This window comes from Citrobacter freundii ATCC 8090 = MTCC 1658 = NBRC 12681, assembly GCF_011064845.1.
GTDB classification, from domain to species: Bacteria; Pseudomonadota; Gammaproteobacteria; order Enterobacterales; family Enterobacteriaceae; genus Citrobacter; species Citrobacter freundii.
In genome coordinates this window covers 908,816-926,564 of sequence record NZ_CP049015.1, presented here as the reverse complement: position 1 = coordinate 926,564, position 17,749 = coordinate 908,816, and the positions used below count along the sequence as shown (strand labels likewise).

The following is a 17,749-nucleotide window of genomic DNA, read 5'->3' as shown; positions in this document are numbered from 1 at the left end:
AGACCATCCGTTAGAGCGTCCTGAATACCAGTAACAACAGGCAGGCAAATACCGGTACCGCAGCCGTCAGGCTATCAATACGGTCCAGAATACCGCCGTGTCCTGGAATTAAGTGACCACTGTCCTTAATACCTGCTTCACGCTTAAACATACTCTCGGTCAGGTCACCCAGCACGGAGGCCAGGGCTGCAACGATGGAGCAAATGAGCAAGGTGACAGGCGCAACTTCAAGATTCGCCCACATGCCATAACCCCATGAGATTACGGCCGCAGTGGCGAGTCCGCCAATAAAACCCTGCCAGGTTTTACCAGGAGAAACCTTCGGTGCCAGCTTATGTTTGCCAAACAGCTTACCAAACATATAAGCACCCGAGTCCGCTCCCCAAACGAGGATCATGACATACAGCAGCCATAGCGCGCCACTATAATGATTCTCATCATAGTGCCATGCACGTAGCGCCAGCATTCCCCAAAAGAACGGAACAATGGTTAACACGCCGAAAATTATGCGTAATGTTTTGGAATTACGCCAGACCGACGCAGAGCCGGGATAAAACAATACCAGCAACAGCGCCACGACCCACCAGCCCAGCGACGCCCACAGCGATACTTCAACCAGCGGCTGATGAATATTGCGATGGTATTCCGGCAGTAAGAACAGCATTAGCGCCAGCAATAGCCCGCACAAAACCGCCAGCCAGACTCGCTGTGTACGCGTGGTAAAACCGCTTAACTGTCCCCATTCCCAGGCGGCCAGCATACAAACGACCAGCGTGACAATGGCGAACCCCACCGGCGGCAGCAAAAACAGCGCCGCGATGACAACGGGTATTAAAACAAAAGCAGAAATCAGGCGATACTTCAGCAAAAGCGACCCCCATCAGGCTTTTTCATCACCGGGCTCGGTGCCGCCGAAACGACGCTCACGATTAGCAAAGGCATGCAGCGCACCTTCAAAGTCTTGTTCATCGAAATCGGGCCAGAGAACATCCGTAAAGTAAAGTTCGGCATAGGCAATTTGCCACAACAGAAAATTACTAATTCGATGCTCTCCCCCAGTCCTTATCACTAAATCCACAGGAGCCAGTTCATGCATACAAATTTGCTGCCCAAGCATCTCTTCATCGATTTGCTCTGGACGCAGCAGACCATCCTGCACCTGTTGTGCCAGTTGCCTGACACCCTGGACTATATCCCACCGTCCACCGTAATTCGCTGCAATATTCAGCGTCAACCCGGTATTCTGGGCAGTAATCGCTTCTGATTTGCGAATCCGTTCTTGCAAACGAGAGTTAAATCGACTGATATCCCCGATAATACGCAGACGTACGTTATGGCGGTGCAGGTTTTTCACTTCACTATCAAGTGCCCACACAAACAGTTCCATTAACGCGCTCACTTCCTGCGCAGGTCGGTTCCAGTTCTCACTGCTAAAGGCATACAGCGTTAACGCATCAATACCGTTATTGGCAGCAAAAGAGACAGCCCGGCGGACGGATTTTGCTCCGGCCTTATGCCCAAAGGCGCGAATCTTCCCTTGCTTTTTCGCCCAGCGGCCATTGCCATCCATGATAATTGCGACATGGCGACAACCATGTGCTGGCAAATTTTCGCTTAATGGTTTAGTTGCAGACAACATAACGCGTTATTAGTCCCTGAAAGGATTTACGGTACTCAGGAATACTGAAGCCCATCCACAAAAAAGCCGTGTCAAACCACGGCTTACCCGACCGAAAAAAAGCAAATACCCGCGATCGGGTGGCGCAGACTATATCACTGAAGCCCAACGCTAACAAATAGCACGATTCTCCGTAGAGGGATTATCATCAGCTTGAGAGTCGCATCACTTCTTTTCTGGCGACGTCCCGCGCGATGGCATCAACCTTCAGCACGTCATCAACGCTCTGCGGCTCCTGCAAATCCATCTTATCCAGCACGGATAAGTTCAGGTCAGCAATATCGGTAAATCGGATCTGCTGCGCCAGAAACGCGGCAACGGTAATTTCATTCGCGGCATTAAGTGCGGTCGTCGCCGCCTGCCCTTGCTCAAACGCGTCCATCGCCAGTTTCAGGCACGGATAACGCTGGTAATCAGGTGCAGAAAACGTCAGCGCACTGAGTTTGCAAAAATCGACAGGCTTAACACCGGACGTCACTCGTTCTGGCCATGCCATGGTATGGGCAATAGGTGTACGCATGTCCGGTTCACCCAACTGCGCCAGAACACTACCATCCTGATAACGGACCATCGAATGAATAACCGACTGTGGGTGAATCAGCACTTCCATCTGGCTTGCACTGGCATTAAATAACCAACGCGCTTCAATGTATTCCAGACCTTTGTTCATCATGGTGGCGGAATCGACAGAGATTTTCCGTCCCATCGACCAATTCGGATGACGACATGCCTGATCGGGGGTCATAGAGACCAGATCGCGCAATGGCGTTTCACGGAATGGGCCACCAGACCCGGTAAGCAGAACTGACATAACGCCGTTTTGCTCAAGGTCAGCGTATCCCAGATTGTGTTGGATAGGTTGCGGTAAACTCTGAAAAATCGCGTTATGCTCGCTATCTACCGGCAAAAGCTGCGCTTTGTGGCGTTTCACGTCGTCCATAAACAGACGACCGCAGGTCACCAGAGACTCTTTGTTCGCCAGTAAAATACTTTTGCTCGCACGAATTGCCGCCAGCGTTGGCAATAAGCCCGCTGCGCCGACAATTGCCGCCATGACCTGATCAACATCATCCAGCGCAGCCATATCACAGGCAGCCTGCTGACCGCTCATGACCTCAGTGCGACTGCCCTGCTCCAGCAGAGCTGCTTTTACCAACGCAGCGCTTTTTTCATCGTCCATTACCGCATAGCGAGGAGAAAACTCCAGGCATTGCTCTACCATGCGGGCGACATTTTTACCCGCCACCAACGCAGTAACACGAAATTTTTCCAGGTTATGGCGTACTACATCCAGCGTACTGCAACCAATGGAACCGGTTGATCCCAGGATGGTTAATTGCTTCATGAGACATCCAGAAGAATTTTACCCTTTAAGGCATATAGACAGAAAAAAGCAAAACGCCGCCATCCAGCCTTCTCAGGCCTTCTAAGCGGCGTTTTTAGCGTACAGGCGAATCAGAACTGCATCAGTTCCGCTTCTTTCTCTGCCAGCGCCGCATCAACTTTCTTGATTGCAGCGTCAGTCAGTTTCTGTACGTCGTCCTGAGAACGGCGATCGTCATCTTCGCTGATCTCTTTTTCTTTCAACAACGCTTTCACTTTGTCGTTTGCATCGCGGCGCACATTACGTACCGCAACACGCGCGCCTTCAGCTTCGCCACGCACGATCTTGGTCAGATCTTTACGACGTTCTTCGGTCAGCGGCGGCAGCGGAACGCGGATGTCGGAACCCGCAGAGCTTGGATTCAGACCGAGGTCGGAAGCCATGATGGCTTTCTCAACGGCTGGCCCCATAGAACGGTCAAACACGTTGATTTTCAGGGTACGGGAATCTTCAACCGTTACGCTTGCCAGCTGGCGCAGCGGAGTCGGTGTGCCGTAATATTCCACGACAATACCATCCAGCAGGCTAGGAGAAGCACGACCCGTGCGAATTTTGCTGATTTGGTTTTTGAACGCTTCGACGCATTTGTCCATGCGTACTTCAGCATCTTTTCTGATATCGTTGATCACGTTACGAATCCTTGAAAGCTTGTTTCAGTCAGACCATACCCGCCGCGCAAGATGTGACAAGTATAGTCTTGATTAATTTTGAGGGACGTATCCCGCGACATTAAAGCGGAATATTACCTGCATTTAGCCGCAACGGGAATTATTCCGTGATTAACGTGCCTTCTTTTTCACCCATAACAACACGGCGCAGTGCACCTGGTTTGTTCATGTTAAAGACACGAATCGGTAATTTGTGGTCACGAGCCAGCGTGAACGCAGCCAGATCCATGACTTTCAGCTCTTTATCCAGTACTTCAGTGTAGGTCAACTGTTCGTACATGGTCGCCGTTGGATCTTTAGCCGGGTCGGCAGTAAATACGCCATCGACTTTGGTGGCTTTCAGTACCACATCCGCTTCAATTTCAATACCACGCAGGCAGGCTGCTGAATCGGTGGTGAAGAACGGATTACCGGTACCCGCAGACAAAATAACAACGCGGTTGTTACGCAGCAGGCTGATAGCTTCAGCCCAACTGTAGTTATCACACACGCCGTTCAGAGGAATTGCGGACATCAAGCGAGCGTTCACATAGGCGCGGTGAAGCGCATCGCGCATCGCCAGACCGTTCATTACGGTGGCTAACATGCCCATGTGGTCGCCCACAACGCGGTTCATCCCTGCTTTCGCCAGACCAGCGCCACGGAACAGGTTACCACCACCAATCACTACGCCAACCTGAATACCCAGCTCAACCAGCTCTTTGATTTCCTGAGCCATGCGGTCAAGGATGCTTGCATCAATACCGAAGCCTTCTGAACCTTGCAGAGCTTCGCCACTTAACTTAAGCAGAATACGTTTGTAGACGGGTTTTGCATTGGTAGCCATGTTTCTTTCCTGAGACTGTCAACGAATGAGATGAGTTAATTCCAGCGACATTGTATGTCGCTTTTCAGCAGGACCACTATAGCGGTTCGCTGAATTTACAAGCCAGACACAAAAAGAAGCCGCCCTCAGGCGGCTCCTTTCAAAATTAAGACTGCTTGGACATCGCAGCAACTTCTGCAGCAAAGTCAGTCTCAACTTTCTCGATGCCTTCACCCACTTCAAAGCGGATGAAGCCTGTTACGTCAGCGTTATGCTCTTTCAGCAGCTGACCAACAGATTTGCTCGGTTCCATGACGAAAGGCTGACCGGTCAGAGAAACTTCGCCGGTGAATTTCTTCATGCGGCCTTCAACCATTTTCTCTGCGATTTCTTTCGGCTTGCCAGACTGCATAGCGATGTCCAGCTGAACCTGGTATTCTTTTTCTACCACTTCAGCGGAAACGTCTTCCGGCTTAACGAATTCTGGTTTGCTTGCAGCAACGTGCATTGCCAGCTGTTTAACCAGTTCTTCGTCAGCGCCAGTTGCAGCAACCAGAACACCGATACGAGCACCATGCTGGTAGTTACCCAGAACTTCGCCTTCCAGGGAAGCAACGCGACGGATGTTGATGTTCTCACCGATTTTAGCAACCAGAGCAACACGTTCTTCTTCGAACTGTGCTTTCAGAACTTCAACGTCAGTGATTTTGCCAGCAACGGCAGCGTCCAGTACTTTGTCAGCAAATGCCTGGAAACCAGCATCTTTAGCAACGAAGTCAGTCTGGCAGTTAACTTCCAGAATGAAAGCGATGTTGCCGTCGATTTTGGTTTTGATTACGCCGTCAGCAGCAACGTTGCCTGCTTTTTTCGCCGCTTTGATTGCACCGGACTTACGCATGTTTTCGATTGCCAGCTCGATGTCGCCATTAGCTTCAGTCAGTGCTTTTTTGCAATCCATCATGCCTGCGCCAGTACGCTCACGCAGCTCTTTTACCAGGGATGCGGTAATTTCAGCCATTCTAAAATCCTCGGAAGATTTGATCTGCCCGGCATGAAACCGCACAGATTTAAAAGTGAAAAAGGGGGCCATATACAGGCCCCCTAACCAAACGTGATACTACCTGGTCTATAAGGGCTCTAACGAGCGTGCCTTATTATTCAGCTTCTACGAAGCTTTCTTCCGCCTGGGAAGCCAGATCCTGAGAACGGCCTTCACGAACGGTAGTAGCTACAGCGCCCAGGTACAGGGTCACAGCACGGATTGCGTCGTCGTTACCCGGGATAACGAAGTCAACACCGTCCGGATCAGAGTTGGTATCAACGATTGCAAATACTGGGATACCCAGGTTGTTTGCTTCTTTGATAGCAATGTGCTCGTGGTCAGCATCGATTACGAACAGAGCGTCCGGCAGACCGCCCATGTCTTTGATACCGCCCAGGCTGTTTTCCAGTTTCTCAAGCTCACGAGTACGCATCAGCGCTTCTTTCTTGGTCAGCTTTTCGAAAGTACCGTCCTGAGACTGAGTTTCCAGATCTTTCAGACGTTTGATGGACTGACGAACGGTTTTCCAGTTAGTCAGCATACCGCCCAGCCAGCGATGGTTCACGAAGAACTGGTCGCAGCTGTTAGCAGCTTCTTTCACCGCTTCGCTTGCAGCGCGTTTAGTACCAACGAAAAGGATTTTACCTTTACGAGCAGAGATCTTGTTCAGTTCAGCCAGAGCTTCGTTGAACATCGGTACAGTTTTCTCAAGGTTGATGATGTGAACTTTGTTACGCGCACCGAAGATGAACGGCTTCATTTTCGGGTTCCAGTAACGGGTCTGGTGACCGAAGTGAACACCAGCCTTGAGCATGTCGCGCATGGAAACAGTTGCCATGATTAAAACCTCTATATATAAAAGTTGGGGTTAAGCCTCCACGCATCCCATATTACCGACCCCAAAGGGCACCCCGGAATATGTGCCGATACGTGTGTGTTGTTACACAAAGTGAGATTTGTCGCTCCCGTCCATCGTGTGTAGTCTTCGAATGGATCGGAAGTCCGGCGCGCTTTATACCACAAATACGCCATAGACACCAATAATTGTTGGCACTGTGTGCTGTTAATGATTCTCAATTTGGCAGCACGTATGCGGGACTGATACCATTGGCAGCACTTAAACAATTATTGCCGATATCATCGGCACTGATGGACAGAATTCATGGCTATCTCAATCAAGACCCCTGAAGAAATCGAAAAAATGCGCGTCGCTGGCCGCCTGGCCGCTGATGTACTGGAAATGATCGAACCGTTTGTTAAACCGGGCGTCAGCACCGGCGAACTGGATCGTATCTGTAATGACTATATCGTGAATGAGCAGCAGGCCATTTCCGCCTGCCTGGGTTACCACGGCTATCCGAAGTCCGTGTGTATCTCTATTAATGAAGTGGTGTGCCACGGGATCCCGGACGACGCCAAACTTCTGAAAGACGGCGATATCGTCAACATCGATGTGACTGTGATTAAAGACGAGTACCACGGCGACACCTCGAAAATGTTTATCGTCGGCAAACCTACTATTCTGGGCGAGCGTCTGTGCCGCGTCACGCAGGAAAGCCTGTATCTGGCGCTGCGGATGGTGAAACCGGGCATTCGCCTGCGCACGCTGGGCGCTGCAATTCAGAAATACGCGGAAGGTGAAGGTTTCTCTGTCGTTCGTGAATACTGCGGTCACGGTATCGGTCGCGGCTTCCATGAAGAGCCGCAGGTTCTGCACTACGATGCAGACGACGGCGGTGTGGTACTGCAGCCGGGCATGACGTTCACCGTAGAACCGATGCTGAATGCCGGTGATTACCGCATCCGCACCATGAAAGACGGCTGGACGGTGAAAACCAAAGACCGGAGCTTGTCTGCACAGTACGAGCATACTATTGTAGTGACGGAAAACGGCTGTGAGATTCTGACGTTACGCAAGGATGACACCATCCCGGCGATCATCACTCACGGCGAATAATGTTTTGCCTGATGGCGATGCATTCGCATCTTATCAGGCCTACAAATTGTACTACTTAGTAGGCCGGGTAAGGCGTTCACGCCATCATCCGGCTTTTTAATGGGTGGCGCATAATGAATACTCTTCCTGAACAGCACGCAAATACTGCCCTCCCCACCCTGCCTGGCCAGCCACAAAACCCAGGGACATGGCCACAGCACGACCTCAACTGCACCGGTATTAAAGCGCATATCGACACCTTCCAGAGCTGGTTAGGCGAAGCGTTTGACAGTGGAATTTCCGCAGAACAGCTCATTGAGGCCCGCACCGAATTTATTGATCAGTTGCTTCAGCGCCTGTGGATTGAAGCCGGTTTCGGTCAAATTGCCGACCTGGCGCTGGTTGCCGTTGGCGGCTACGGGCGCGGCGAACTGCATCCGCTCTCCGATATTGACCTGCTGATCCTCAGTCGTAAAAAGCTACCTGATTCGCAGGCAGAAAAAGTCGGTGAGCTGTTAACGCTGCTATGGGACGTGAGGCTGGAGGTTGGGCACAGCGTGCGTACGCTGGAAGAGTGTCTGCTGGAAGGATTATCAGATTTAACCGTCGCCACTAACCTGATTGAAACACGCCTGCTTATCGGCGATGTGGCGTTATTTCTTGAGCTGCAAAAGCATATTTTTAGCGAAGGTTTCTGGCCGTCCGATAAATTTTACGCCGCCAAAGTGGAAGAGCAAAATCAGCGCCACCAGCGTTATCACGGCACCAGCTACAACCTGGAGCCGGATATCAAAAGCAGTCCCGGCGGCCTGCGCGATATCCATACTCTGCAATGGGTGGCCCGTCGCCATTTTGGCGCCACCTCGCTGGACGAAATGGTCGGCTTCGGCTTTTTGACGCTGGCAGAACGCGCCGAACTGAATGAATGTTTGCATATCCTGTGGCGGATTCGCTTCGCCCTGCATCTGGTCGTTAGTCGTTACGACAACCGCCTGCTGTTTGACCGCCAACTCAGCGTGGCGCAACGGCTAAACTACGGCGGCGAAGGCAACGAGCCGATCGAGCGGATGATGAAAGACTATTTCCGGGTCACGCGACGGGTCAGCGAACTGAACCATATGCTGTTGCAACTGTTCGACGAAGCGATCCTCGCCCTGCCAGCCGATGAAAAACCGCGCCCGATTGATGACGACTTTCAACTGCGCGGCACATTGATCGATCTGCGCAACGACGACCTGTTTATCCGTAAACCCGAAGCGATATTGCGGATGTTCTACATCATGGTACGTAACAGCGCGATCAGCGGGATTTACTCCACCACGCTGCGCCATTTGCGTCATGCCCGCCGTCATTTAACCCAGCCACTATGCTACATTCCGGAAGCGCGTTCGCTGTTTCTCAGTATGTTGCGCCATCCGGGCGCGGTGAGTCGCGGCCTGCTGCCGATGCATCGGCACAGCGTTTTGTGGGCCTATATGCCGCAATGGTCGCACATTGTCGGCCAAATGCAGTTTGACCTGTTTCATGCCTATACGGTGGATGAGCACACTATCCGTGTGATGCTCAAGCTGGAGAGTTTTGCTAACGAAGAGACCCGCCCGCGCCATCCGCTGTGCGTAGATCTGTGGCCGCGCTTGCGACAGCCGGAGCTAATTCTGATTGCCGCGCTGTTCCACGATATCGCCAAAGGTCGCGGCGGCGATCACTCGGTTCTCGGCGCCCAGGACGTGCTCAAATTCGCCGAACTGCACGGTCTGAACTCACGTGAAACGCAGCTGATCGTCTGGCTGGTGCGTCAGCATTTGCTGATGTCGGTGACCGCTCAGCGCCGTGATATTCAGGATCCGGAAGTGATCAAGCAATTCGCTGAAGAAGTACAAACGGAACATCGTCTGCGCTTTTTAGTGTGCCTGACCGTCGCGGATATTTGCGCTACTAACGAAACGCTGTGGAATAGCTGGAAGCAAAGTCTGCTGCGCGAGCTGTACTTTGCGACGGAAAAACAACTACGTCGTGGGATGCAAAACACGCCAGATATGCGCGAACGCGTTCGCCATCATCAGCTTCAGGCACTGGCGCTACTGCGTATGGACAACATTGATGAAGAAGCGCTGCACCACATCTGGTCGCGCTGTCGCGCCAACTATTTCGTGCGCCACAGCCCAAATCAACTGGCCTGGCATGCGCGTCATCTGCTGCAGCACGATCTCAGTAAGCCGCTAATCCTGCTCAGCCCGCAGGCCACGCGCGGCGGAACGGAAATTTTTATCTGGAGCCCCGATCGCCCTTACCTGTTTGCCGCCGTCTGCGCCGAACTGGACAGGCGCAATCTAAGCGTCCACGATGCGCAGATTTTCACTACCCGCGATGGGATGGCGATGGATACGTTCATCGTGCTGGAACCGGACGGCAGCCCGCTGTCTTCAGACCGACACGAAGCGATCCGTTTTGGACTGGAACAGGCGATCACGCAGCGCAGCTGGCAGCCACCGCAACCACGTCGTCAGCCGGCAAAATTACGCCACTTTACCGTCGATACCGAGGTTACTTTCCTGCCGACCCACACCGACCGAAAATCATTCCTTGAGCTTATCGCTCTCGACCAGCCTGGACTGCTGGCGCGGGTCGGGCAGATTTTTGCCGATCTGGGAATTTCGCTGCATGGCGCCCGAATTACAACCATTGGCGAGCGAGTAGAAGATTTATTCATAATCGCCACCGCCGACCGGCGCGCCCTTAATAATGAGCTGCAGCAGGAAGTGCATCAACGGTTGACAGAGGCCCTCAATCCAAACGATAAAGGGTGATGTTTTTATTTATTATGGAAAGAGTTTAACAATGCAGCAGTTACAGAACGTTATTGAGTCCGCTTTCGAGCGCCGTGCCGACATTACTCCGGCAAATGTAGATACCGTAACCCGCGAAGCGGTGAATCAGGTTATTGCTTTACTGGATTCCGGTGCACTGCGCGTCGCAGAAAAGATTGAGGGTCAGTGGGTCACGCATCAGTGGCTGAAAAAGGCGGTCCTGCTCTCTTTCCGTATTAACGATAATCAGGTTATCGAGGGTGCGGAAAGTCGTTACTTCGATAAAGTGCCGATGAAATTCGCCAACTACGACGAAGCACGCTTCCAGAAAGAAGGTTTCCGCGTGGTTCCGCCAGCGGCCGTACGCCAGGGTGCGTTTATCGCCCGTAACACCGTGCTGATGCCGTCTTACGTGAACATCGGCGCTTATGTGGATGAAGGTACGATGGTTGATACCTGGGCGACCGTGGGTTCCTGCGCGCAAATTGGTAAAAACGTTCACCTGTCCGGCGGCGTTGGCATCGGTGGCGTACTGGAGCCGTTACAGGCTAACCCGACCATCATCGAAGACAACTGCTTCATCGGCGCACGTTCTGAGGTGGTTGAAGGCGTGATCGTCGAAGAAGGCTCTGTTATCTCTATGGGCGTGTACATTGGTCAGAGCACCCGTATTTACGATCGTGAAACCGGCGAAGTGCATTATGGCCGCGTTCCAGCGGGCTCTGTGGTTGTCTCCGGCAACCTGCCGTCGAAAGATGGCAAATACAGCCTGTACTGCGCGGTGATTGTGAAGAAAGTCGATGCCAAAACGCGTGGCAAAGTAGGAATCAACGAACTGTTACGCACCATCGACTAACAGTGATTTGAAAAAGCGGGCTTAGCCCGCTTTTTTTACATCTGCGAGTGGCATAAACAAGGCTTTTCGTTAATTATTCAATGGTTATGGTGAGCTTAAGGGTACCGCTATGTATGACAATCTGAAAAGTCTGGGCATTACTAATCCTGAAGAAATCGATCGTTACAGCCTGCGGCAAGAAGCCAACAACGATATCCTGAAAATCTATTTCCAGAAGGATAAAGGCGAGTTTTTTGCCAAGAGCGTGAAGTTCAAATATCCCCGTCAGCGTAAAACGGTTGTCGCCGATGGCGTCGGCCAGGGTTACAAAGAAGTGCAGGAGATCAGTCCCAACCTGCGCTATGTGATCGACGAACTGGATCAGATCTGCCAGCGCGATCGCAGCGAAGTCGATCTTAAACGCAAGATCCTTGATGATTTACGTCATCTGGAAAGCGTCGTGACCAACAAGATCAGCGAAATTGAAGCCGATCTGGAAAAACTAACGCGTAAATAACCGCGAGTGAATGTGTTCGTAGGCCGGGTAAGGCGAAGTCGCCCCCCGGCATTTTACCTGATAAGCGTAGCGCCAACAGACAAGGAATTAATGCTGCTCATCCAGTTGTAGCGCGACATACAGCAGCAGTCGGTCGTCAAAATTCCCTAAATCCAGCCCGGTCAGCTCTGAAATTCGGTTCAGGCGATATTCCAGCGTATTACGGTGGATAAATAACGCTTTTGAGGTCGCCAGCGGCTGAACGTTATGCCGAAACCACGCCGCTAATGTTCGACGCAGTAAGCCGTTGTTATCCATTGCTTTCAACCGTACCAGCGGACGCGCCAGCTCGTTGGCCTGCCAGCCGCCTCGCAGGCTGTCCAGCAGAACTGGCAGCATCAAATCCTGGTAGAAATAGCTACGGCTTTCCGGCATCCGTTGCTTGCCGACCATCATGGTCGTGCGCGCCGTACGATACGAACGGGCAATACTGCCTGGCCCGGTAAAATAGTTGCCCAGCGACACGCGAAAACGCAGCTGTCCGTTCTCTTTCATGCGAGCAATGAGCTGCTCAACACGCTTGCGGTGATCTTCCGCGTCCCAGCGACCAAACTGATTGAGCGCCGGTTTCAGCACCACCATCTCGGTCAGGGAAACAATCGCAATCAGATTATTACGTTCAGGCGTAGTCAACGCGTTCTGCAATTGCTGTAGCTCCGCCATCGCGCTGTCAACGCCAAGCTGGCCACTATCAACCTCTACCACTGCCACCACGCGCGGCTGGTTCAAATCAATGCCTAAACGTTGCGCCCACTCCATCAGCGCCGGGGTATTCTCTTCCGCCTGAATCAAATTCATCACCAGCTCTTCACGCAGGCGGCTATCCTGCGCTAACAGATGCATCAGGCGCGACTGCTCCAGCATCATTTCGGCTGTCATGCACACCAGCTCGCCGTATTTACGTAGATGTTCCGGTTCACCGGTAAGCCCGATAACGCCAACGATTTCGCCTTCCAGACGCAACGGCAGGTTTATCCCCTGACGCACGCCGTGCAAATGCCTCGCCACTGCATCGTCAATGTCCACCACCCGGCCCTGCGAAAGTACCAACAGCGCACCTTCGTGCAATTCACCAATGCGTTCACGATCGCCACTGCCAATGATCCGCCCACGGGCATCCATTACGTTGATATTGGTATCAATGATGCGCATGGTTCGCGCCACGATATCCTGCGCCATTTTGGTATCAAGATGCCAGCCAGCCATAAACCCCTCCTGTGAGCAGAGCTCAAGCATAGGGAAGATAATAAGCGGCGACATTGTGCAAATGCACAAAGCGGAAGGGAGAAATATGGAGTTGTGGGAGGTATCACAAAAAGAACCCCTTCCTGTACAGGAAGGGGTTGAGGGAGATTACTGCATCAACAGATAGATGGAGCTGTCGCCACGCTGAATGTTCAGCGCCAGTACAGCGGGTTTGCTGTCGAGGATTTTGCGCAATTCGGCGATGTTTTTCACCGGCTGCTGATTCGCACCGATAATCACATCCCCTTTCTTCAGGCCGATCTGTGCAGCCGGAGAATTCGGTTTCACGTCGCTTACCACGACACCTTTATCCTGGCCTTTGTTGCTCATATCGGCACCTTCAATGCCTTTGAAGATAGAGCTGGAATCAACCTGAGTCTGGCTGCTCTGCTGCAATTCCAGGTTCACGGTGACCGGCTTACCGTCACGCAGCAGACCCAGGGTGATTTTGCTGCCGACCGGCATCGTCCCCACCTGCGCACGCAGAGCGGCGAAGCTGCTGATTGGTTTGCCGTTCAGGGAGGTAATCACATCCCCGGCTTTAATACCGGCTTTCGCTGCGGAAGAGTTCGGCATTACCTGGCTGACGAATGCGCCACGCTGAGCGTCAACTTTCATCGCTTTCGCCAGCTCAGAGCTCAGTTCGGTCCCCATAATACCCAGCTCACCACGTTTAACCTGACCAAACTCAACCATCTGCGAAGTCAGGTTTTTCACCATGTTGCTTGGGATTGCAAAACCGATACCGATGTTACCGCCGTCCGGCGCGAGGATCGCGGTGTTAATGCCGATCAGCTCACCGTTCAGATTGACCAGCGCGCCACCGGAGTTACCCCGGTTGATCGCAGCATCCGTCTGAATAAAGTTTTCATAGTTCTCCGCATTCAGGCCGCTACGGCCCAGAGCAGAAACGATGCCGGAGGTCACGGTCTCACCGAGGCCAAACGGGTTACCGATTGCTACGGTGTAGTCACCCACGCGCAGCGCGTCGGAGTCTGCCAGCTTAATCGCCGTCAGGTTTTTCGGATCCTGAATTTGGATCAGCGCGATATCGGAGCGCGGATCTTTGCCCACGATCTTCGCGTCAAATTTACGGCCATCGCTCAACTGAACCTTAATTACCGTAGCGTTATCCACCACGTGGTTGTTGGTCACGACATACCCTTTCGCAGCATCAATAATTACGCCGGAACCCAGCGCCATAAATTTCTGCTGCTGGCCGCCGCCGTTACCAGCGCCCGGTGCGCCGCCCTGGCAGAACGGTGAACTCTGGAACGGAGATCCGTCCTGGCAGAACGGTGAATTATCACCAAAGAACTGCTGGAAATTACGCGGCATACGCGGCGTATTCACCGTCGTGCTCCCCTCGACGTTAATACTTACCACCGATGGCATCACTTTTTCGAGCATCGGGGCCAGGCTTGGCATCTGTTGGGCGGTCATTGCTGAAGACGACGTCTCAGCCGCAGTTGCAGACAGGGGGGACAACGCCAAACCTAGACTCAGAGCCAGTGCACTCATTGCTAATGTGGTTTTTTTCATGTGTTTCGTTCTCGATTAACAGGTAACGCAAAATTGCTGTATACGTCAGAGTCGTTTTATAACGCTAAGTTCCAGAATTGAGTTTAAGGAAAAAGTAAAATTTTATTGGCCGTCTTTACAAATGAGTATTTATTGTTCTACGGCCATCAAGCGACGATATTCATCCCAGGCATACAAATCTGTCATCCCGCTGATATAATCCTGGATCAACCGGCAGCGATAATAATATTCCAGAACCGAATACTCAGCGCACTCCGTCGATATTTTACTAACCGCCTCAACATACGCAAGACGATGGCGGGTAGACAACTTCTGAAATAAACGGGACTCGATAGGAAAACGTTTTACTCTTTCATTGTCGACCAGTTCAGTAAAATCTGACTGAGACATTTTCAATAACGGTTGATAGATCTCCAGCAACCCGCTGATCACCCGATAGCCCTGTAATTCCAGTTGCTCAACATCCGGATGGCTAAACACATGTTTTACCGCCACATTCTTATAAACGCCCAGTAACTGGCTGAAGCTACTGGCATCTTCTAACAGCGCATGATTAAAGCTGCCTTCATAAATCTGCGGCAAATTATCAATAAACCGCTGGGCCGCATACGGAACCAGTTTATTCAGCGTATTGACGCGTAAATACATAAAGAACTGATCTTCGGTGCTGCGGCTTAATGTATTTGAACGTGATTTTTCCCAGGCGTTCTCAACAACCTGACTAAACAGAGAGCCTTTTTCGTGATGCCCCCACGCTTCATGCAGATGATGGTAAAGTTGCTCGACGCTAAAGATTCTTTTCTCAACGGCATCTTCCAGGTCGGCCACGCAATATGAGATGTCATCGGCAGCTTCCATAATCCAGGTTAATGGAAAACGACTGTAAGGTGCTAATGATAATTCTTTACGTAACCGCTCAATATAGGGTTCCTCGGAAAGGTAATAACCAGGCTTCTTCATTAAATAGTTGTGCGTCTCGGGTGCACTGCCGCGCCACCATGCCGGACGGGTATATTTTAAAATACCGCCAACCTGCGCCCAGGTAAGGTTCATACGCATCAAAGTATGCACCAGACGAATACCCTGCGCATTGCCTTCAAAATGACACAAGTCCTGGCGTACCTTGCGGCGAATATCATTCAGCGACTCTTCACCTTCACGCAAACGTAATGCCGTCACCTGGCAGCGGTCATCACTCAGAGGCTGACTTTCCGCGTCGGCGGGATACAACCGCTGGCGAAACCAGTCATTAATCGCCGCTTCGCCAAAATGACCAAACGGAGGATTACCAATGTCATGCATCAGGCACGACATTTCGACAATACTCTCAAACGGTCCCGTCAGTTCATCCAGACCATACTGCTCCAGCAGCTTTAGCTCTTTCAGTCGGCTGAGGATCTCTTTCGCGATATAGCGCCCAACCTGCTGCACTTCCATCGAGTGCGTCAGACGCGTACGCACCGCTGCATTACGCTCCAGCGGAAAGACCTGGGTTTTTTGTTGCAGCCGGCGAATAGCCGGAGAATTGATAATACGTCCACGATCGCTTTCAAAAATTCGCAGGATCTCATGCTCCGTCTTCACGCCCTGCGGCGAACGGTAACGGCGATGCCAGTTTATTTTTTTTCGGAAATCGATCTGTACCATATCCTCTCCCGCCTGAGAAATGCGCTACCCCTTAAGCGCATGATAGACTATGCCCTCAAATCTGGCTTATCGCGAGTAAATCTATGAAAATCGGCATCATTGGTGCAATGGAAGAAGAAGTTACGCTGCTGCGTGACAAAATCGAAAACCGTCAGACCATCACGCTCGGCGGTTGTGAAATTTACACCGGCCAACTGAACGGTACTGAGGTTGCGCTTCTGAAATCAGGTATCGGTAAAGTGGCTGCGGCGCTCGGCGCTACGCTGCTGCTTGAACGCTGCAAGCCGGACGCCATCATTAATACCGGTTCCGCGGGCGGCCTGGCCTCTACGCTGAAAGTCGGCGATATCGTAGTTTCTGATGAAGCGCGCTATCACGACGCCGACGTCACTGCCTTTGGTTATGAATTTGGTCAGCTACCGGGTTGCCCGGCTGGTTTTAAAGCCGATCCTGCGTTGATTGCAGCCGCAGAATCTTGCATCGCCGAACTCAATCTGAACGCTGTTCGCGGACTTATCGTCAGCGGCGATGCATTCATTAATGGTTCCGTGGGGCTGGCTAAAATTAAGCATAACTTCCCGCAGGCGATTGCCGTTGAGATGGAAGCGACCGCAATTGCGCACGTTTGCCACAACTTTAAGGTGCCATTTGTCGTGGTTCGCGCTATCTCTGACGTTGCCGATCAGCAGTCCCATCTCAGCTTTGACGAATTCCTGGTGGTTGCCGCGAAGCAGTCAAGCCTGATGGTTGAAACGCTGGTGCAGAAACTGGCGCATGGCTAAATTATTCTCCAGGGCGCTGGTCGCCCTGCTTTTCACTCTCCCGGCGTTCCTTTACGCCGCACCGCGTGTTGTAACGCTTTCTCCTGCCAATACCGAACTCGCTTTTGCCGCAGGCATTACCCCAGTTGGCGTCAGCAGCTACTCAAACTACCCGCCAGAAGCCAAAAATATTGAAGAGGTCTCAACATGGCAAGGTATGAATCTTGAGCGTATTGTGGCGCTGAAGCCTGATTTGGTCATCGCCTGGCGCGGGGGAAATGCTGAGCGGCAGGTGAATCAACTGACCTCCCTGGGAATTAAGGTCATCTGGGTGGACGCCGTTACCATTGAGCAGGTTGCCGATGCGCTACGCCAGTTGGCTGCGTGGAGCCCCAAGCCTGAACAAGCTAAACAGGCGGCGCAAACCATGCTTGATGACTATGCTTTACTTAAATTTCAGTATGCCAACAAACCGAAAAAACGCGTGTTTCTCCAGTTTGGTGCCAATCCTCTGTTTACCAGTGGAAAAGGTTCTATTCAGCACGAAGTTCTTGAGGTATGCGGCGGAGAAAACATCTTTGCCGGTAGCCGGGTTCCCTGGCCGCAGGTTAGCCGTGAGCAGGTCCTGGCACGAGCCCCCCAGGCTATTGTTGCAACCGGCGGTCCGGGCGAAACTCTGAAAATTGAGCAATACTGGGGAAACCAGCTAAAAATACCCGTTATTACACTTAATAGTGACTGGTTCGAACGCGCGAGCCCGCGTATTATCCTCGCCGCAAAACAACTCTGTAATGCGCTTTCACAGATAAATTAGCGCCTGCCCCCACCAGGTCTGTTGTGAGG

At 52.0% G+C, this 17,749-nt stretch carries 16 protein-coding genes; 6 read left to right on the top strand and 10 right to left on the bottom strand.

Annotation, left to right across the window (positions count from 1 at the left end; all coding sequences use genetic code 11):
- Positions 1–10: 10 nt before the first annotated feature.
- The 7 genes from cdsA to rpsB all read right to left on the bottom strand — a co-directional run bounded on the left by cdsA (position 11) and on the right by rpsB (position 6,415).
- The gene (gene cdsA / locus G4551_RS04430) at positions 11–868 is read right to left on the bottom strand and encodes a phosphatidate cytidylyltransferase (protein ID WP_003018541.1); all 858 of its coding nucleotides are present in this window, start codon (positions 866–868) and stop codon (positions 11–13) included.
- Between the two features lie 12 nt (positions 869–880).
- On the bottom strand, positions 881–1,639 hold the full coding sequence (gene ispU / locus G4551_RS04425; RefSeq protein ID WP_003018543.1) for a (2E,6E)-farnesyl-diphosphate-specific ditrans,polycis-undecaprenyl-diphosphate synthase: 759 nt from the start codon (positions 1,637–1,639) through the stop codon (positions 881–883).
- A gap of 187 nt (positions 1,640–1,826) precedes the next feature.
- Positions 1,827–3,023 (bottom strand): 1-deoxy-D-xylulose-5-phosphate reductoisomerase, encoded by a 1,197-nt coding sequence (gene ispC, locus G4551_RS04420; protein WP_003837537.1) that lies wholly within the window; start codon positions 3,021–3,023, stop codon positions 1,827–1,829.
- A 110-nt stretch (positions 3,024–3,133) separates the two neighbouring features.
- A complete protein-coding gene (frr, locus tag G4551_RS04415; RefSeq protein WP_003018547.1) occupies positions 3,134–3,691 on the bottom strand; it encodes a ribosome recycling factor in 558 nt (185 codons plus the stop codon).
- 139 nt (positions 3,692–3,830) lie between these two features.
- Positions 3,831–4,556: a UMP kinase gene (pyrH, locus tag G4551_RS04410; RefSeq protein WP_003018549.1), complete on the bottom strand. Its 726-nt coding sequence runs from the start codon at positions 4,554–4,556 to the stop codon at positions 3,831–3,833.
- Between the two features lie 145 nt (positions 4,557–4,701).
- On the bottom strand, positions 4,702–5,553 hold the full coding sequence (gene tsf, locus G4551_RS04405) for a translation elongation factor Ts (RefSeq protein WP_003018551.1): 852 nt from the start codon (positions 5,551–5,553) through the stop codon (positions 4,702–4,704).
- 136 nt (positions 5,554–5,689) lie between these two features.
- Entirely contained in the window at positions 5,690–6,415 is a 726-nt protein-coding gene (gene rpsB / locus G4551_RS04400) for a 30S ribosomal protein S2 (protein ID WP_003018553.1), read from the bottom strand.
- Positions 6,416–6,739: 324 nt separating this feature from the next.
- Between rpsB and map the strand changes: the two genes are divergently transcribed.
- The 4 genes from map to G4551_RS04380 all read left to right on the top strand — a co-directional run bounded on the left by map (position 6,740) and on the right by G4551_RS04380 (position 11,672).
- Positions 6,740–7,534 carry a type I methionyl aminopeptidase gene (gene map, locus G4551_RS04395; RefSeq protein ID WP_003018555.1) on the top strand — a complete coding sequence of 265 codons (795 nt, stop codon included), beginning with the start codon at positions 6,740–6,742 and terminating at the stop codon, positions 7,532–7,534.
- Between the two features lie 113 nt (positions 7,535–7,647).
- Positions 7,648–10,320: a bifunctional uridylyltransferase/uridylyl-removing protein GlnD gene (glnD, locus tag G4551_RS04390; protein WP_003837534.1), complete on the top strand. Its 2,673-nt coding sequence runs from the start codon at positions 7,648–7,650 to the stop codon at positions 10,318–10,320.
- A gap of 31 nt (positions 10,321–10,351) precedes the next feature.
- The gene (gene dapD, locus G4551_RS04385; protein WP_003837532.1) at positions 10,352–11,176 is read left to right on the top strand and encodes a 2,3,4,5-tetrahydropyridine-2,6-dicarboxylate N-succinyltransferase; all 825 of its coding nucleotides are present in this window, start codon (positions 10,352–10,354) and stop codon (positions 11,174–11,176) included.
- Between the two features lie 109 nt (positions 11,177–11,285).
- Complete coding sequence (locus G4551_RS04380; protein ID WP_003018562.1) at positions 11,286–11,672, top strand: DUF3461 family protein; 387 nt, start codon at positions 11,286–11,288, stop codon at positions 11,670–11,672.
- An 87-nt stretch (positions 11,673–11,759) separates the two neighbouring features.
- Here G4551_RS04380 and cdaR read toward each other — a convergent pair whose 3' ends face one another.
- The 3 genes from cdaR to dgt form a co-directional block, all read right to left on the bottom strand.
- On the bottom strand, positions 11,760–12,917 hold the full coding sequence (gene cdaR, locus G4551_RS04375) for a DNA-binding transcriptional regulator CdaR (RefSeq protein WP_003018564.1): 1,158 nt from the start codon (positions 12,915–12,917) through the stop codon (positions 11,760–11,762).
- Between the two features lie 147 nt (positions 12,918–13,064).
- On the bottom strand, positions 13,065–14,498 hold the full coding sequence (gene degP, locus G4551_RS04370; RefSeq protein WP_003018567.1) for a serine endoprotease DegP: 1,434 nt from the start codon (positions 14,496–14,498) through the stop codon (positions 13,065–13,067).
- Between the two features lie 129 nt (positions 14,499–14,627).
- Positions 14,628–16,145, bottom strand: a complete 1,518-nt coding sequence (gene dgt, locus G4551_RS04365; protein ID WP_003845805.1) for a dGTPase — start codon at positions 16,143–16,145, stop codon at positions 14,628–14,630.
- A gap of 83 nt (positions 16,146–16,228) precedes the next feature.
- On the opposite strand from dgt, the gene mtnN reads away from it, so the two are divergent.
- Entirely contained in the window at positions 16,229–16,927 is a 699-nt protein-coding gene (mtnN, locus tag G4551_RS04360) for a 5'-methylthioadenosine/S-adenosylhomocysteine nucleosidase (protein WP_003018572.1), read from the top strand.
- Positions 16,920–17,720 carry a vitamin B12 ABC transporter substrate-binding protein BtuF gene (gene btuF, locus G4551_RS04355; RefSeq protein WP_003837527.1) on the top strand — a complete coding sequence of 267 codons (801 nt, stop codon included), beginning with the start codon at positions 16,920–16,922 and terminating at the stop codon, positions 17,718–17,720. Before mtnN ends, btuF begins: the two co-directional genes overlap by 8 nt.
- Positions 17,721–17,749: the final 29 nt, after the last annotated feature.